This window comes from Corynebacterium sp. TUM25020 (genome assembly GCF_056388495.1).
In genome coordinates, this window is the sequence record NZ_JBWJFG010000018.1 from 1 (window position 1) to 3,097 (window position 3,097).

The window sequence follows — 3,097 nt, forward strand, 5'->3', positions numbered from 1 at the left end:
CATGCCTTGCTCAAATAGTTCAACCAACTGCTCGCGCTGATGCTCACTTAGCGAACTTCGTGCTCTCAATGAAAACTACTCCCCACTAGTCGGTAACTGATTTCTCAGTCCAACTAATGGGGAGCAGCTCAACTTGCGTGCTGACCGGGGTTTGAGCATGTCACAGGCCTAGAAGCCCGCGCAGCTAGTTCCTAGCGCTTGGAGAGCAAGCGGCTTAGTGGAACTGGCCCTCCTCGGTGGAGCCCTTCAGAGCGGTGGTGGAGGAGTTCGGGTCGACGGTGGTGGCGATCTTGTCGAAGTAGCCTGCACCGACCTCGCGCTGGTGCTTCACAGCGGTGAAGCCGCGCTCCTTGGCGGAAGCGAACTCGCGGTTCTGCAGCTCCACGAATGCGGACATCTGGTTGCGGGCGTAGCCGTAAGCCAGGTCGAACATGGAGTGGTTCAGAGCGTGGAAGCCAGCCAGGGTGATGAACTGGAACTTGAAGCCCATTGCGCCCAGCTCGTTCTGGAACTTGGCGATGGTGTCGTCGTCCAGGTGTGCAGACCAGTTGAAGGACGGGGAGCAGTTGTAAGCCAGCAGCTGATCCGGGAACTCGGAGCGAACAGACTCAGCGAACTTCTTAGCCAGCTCCAGATCCGGGGTGCCGGTCTCCATCCAGATCAGGTCGGCGTACGGAGCGTATGCCTTCGCACGAGCGATGCAAGGCTCGATGCCGTTCTGGACGTTGTAGAAGCCCTCAGCGGTGCGGCCGCCGGTCAGGAACGGCTTGTCGCGATCGTCAACGTCGGAGGTCAGCAGGGTAGCGGCCTCAGCGTCGGTACGAGCAACAACCAGGGTCGGGGTGTTGGCAACGTCAGCTGCTAGACGTGCGGAGTTCAGGGTACGGATGTGCTGCTGGGTCGGGATCAGAACCTTGCCGCCCAGGTGGCCACACTTCTTCTCGGAGGCCAGCTGGTCCTCCCAGTGGGTACCTGCAGCGCCGGCCTTGATCATGGCCTTCTGCAGCTCGTAAACGTTCAGTGCGCCACCGAAGCCAGCTTCGCCGTCGGCAACGATCGGAACCAGCCAGTTGTCAACGGAGGTGTCGCCCTCAACGCGAGCGATCTCGTCAGCGCGGGACAGCGCGTTGTTGATGCGCTGAACAACAGACGGAACGGAGTTAGCCGGGTACAGGGACTGGTCGGGGTAGGTGTGGCCGGACAGGTTGGCGTCACCAGCGACCTGCCAACCGGACAGGTAAACAGCCTTCAGGCCTGCGCGGACCTGCTGAACAGCCTGGTTGCCGGTCAGTGCGCCCAGAGCGTTGATGTAGGAATCGTCATCCTTGTTGACTGCTTCCCACAGGATCTCAGCGCCGCGGCGTGCCAGGGTGTGCTCTTCAACAACGGTGCCCTGCAGCTCAGCGACCTGCTCTGCGGTGTAATCGCGCTCGACGTTAGCCCAACGGGGGTTCTCGTCCCAGTCCTTCTGGATTTCTTCAGCGGTACGTGCCTTGCCGACGTTCGACATGTAGGGGTCACTTCCTTACTAATTAAGGGGAGAGTTATGTCTTGGTCCCTGCCCGGGGGTTCCTGGCGGGGGGACAGCGATTCGCACACTCGGAGGCCTAACGTCACCGTTAGGTGAAGTCTGCGTTTCGTGTCTCTGCCTATGAGAGTACCAACCCAAATAACCGCGTCAATGCCGGTCAGGCGGATATTTATGTGTGGGGGTGGTGACTCTTTTTGTTAATTTTGTGAAGTTTTTCTCCCTCCTGTTTCTTAATGACGCCCCAGGGTTAGAACGTGATCTGGCTCTCTTGCTGGACTTATAGGTGTGGTGCGCCACGGGATGAGGCGCGGCGTCAAAAAGAAAAAGAGAAATAGTCATGCCCGAAAGTCCCCGTCTGTGGGGGTGAGAAAAGTGCGATCTATAACCAACTTCGTGCCCATGGTGAGGGAAGTCACCTAGTCTTTGTGAGTAGAGACCTTTGAATAGGTAGATCGACCAATAAGTGAGGAGTCACCATGACCCAGACCGAGCGTGTAACCGCCGGCGGCCTTCAGGTTGCCAAGACCCTTTACGACTTCGTGAACACCGAGGTACTTCCTGTCATTGGCAAGGATTCCGCCGAGGAGCAGGAGAAGTTCTGGGATGGCTTCGGCAAGATCGTCGAGGAGTACACCCCGCGCAACCGCGAGCTGCTCAACACTCGCGACGAGTTACAGGAAAAGATGGATGCCTGGTACGCCGACCACAAGGGTGCTCAGGATCCGGAGGAGTACACCGCGTTCCTGAAGGAAATCGGCTACCTGGTTGACGAGCCGGGCGATTTCGAGATTAAGACCCAGAACATTGACCCGGAGGTTGGAACCACCGGCGGTCCGCAACTAGTTGTGCCGATCCTGAACGCCCGCTTCGCCCTGAATGCGGCGAACGCCCGCTGGGGTTCTCTGTACGACGCCCTCTACGGCACCGACGCTATCTCCGAGGACAACGGCCAGGAAAAGGGCACCGGCTACAACAAGGTTCGCGGCGACAAGGTCATCGAGTGGGGCCGCGAGTTCCTGGATCGCGTAGTACCCCTGGAGTCCGGCTCCCACAAGGACGTCACCAAGTACGCGGTTGAGTCCGGCCAGTTCACCGCCACCATCGACGGCAATGACGTTCACCTGCGCAACCCGGAGGTCTACGCAGGCTTCGGCGGCGACAAGGCCAACCCGACCGACATTCTGCTGTACAACAACGGTCTGTACATTGACATTCAGATCGACCCGGAATCCCCGATCGGCAAGACCGACAAGGCCGGCGTCAAGGATCTGAACCTTGAGTCCGCAATCTCCACCATCATGGACTTCGAGGACTCCGTCGCCGCTGTCGACGCAACCGACAAGACCCTGGGCTACCGCAACTGGCTGGGTCTGAACACCGGCAACCTCACCGAGGAAGTGGAGAAGGGCGGCAAGACCTTCACTCGTAAGCTGAACGATGACCGCGTGTTTACCTCCCGCGATGGTGAGGAGCTGCGTCTGCACGGCCGTTCCCTGCTGTTCGTGCGTAATGTTGGTCACCTGATGCAGAATCCGGCGATCTTGGATCAGAACGGTGAGGAGATCT

Annotated in this window: 2 protein-coding genes; one reads left to right on the forward strand and one right to left on the reverse strand. The window is 59.0% G+C overall.

Translation table 11 applies throughout. The features are described 5' to 3' along the window. Nucleotides 1–214: 214 nt before the first annotated feature. Entirely contained in the window at nucleotides 215–1,510 is a 1,296-nt protein-coding gene (gene aceA, locus AC05K6_RS10150) for an isocitrate lyase (RefSeq protein ID WP_473964306.1), read from the reverse strand. A gap of 497 nt (nucleotides 1,511–2,007) precedes the next feature. On the opposite strand from aceA, the gene AC05K6_RS10155 reads away from it, so the two are divergent. Next, nucleotides 2,008–3,097: aldolase/citrate lyase/malate synthase family protein (locus tag AC05K6_RS10155; RefSeq protein ID WP_476728469.1), on the forward strand; the 1,090-nt coding region annotated here is incomplete at its 3' end.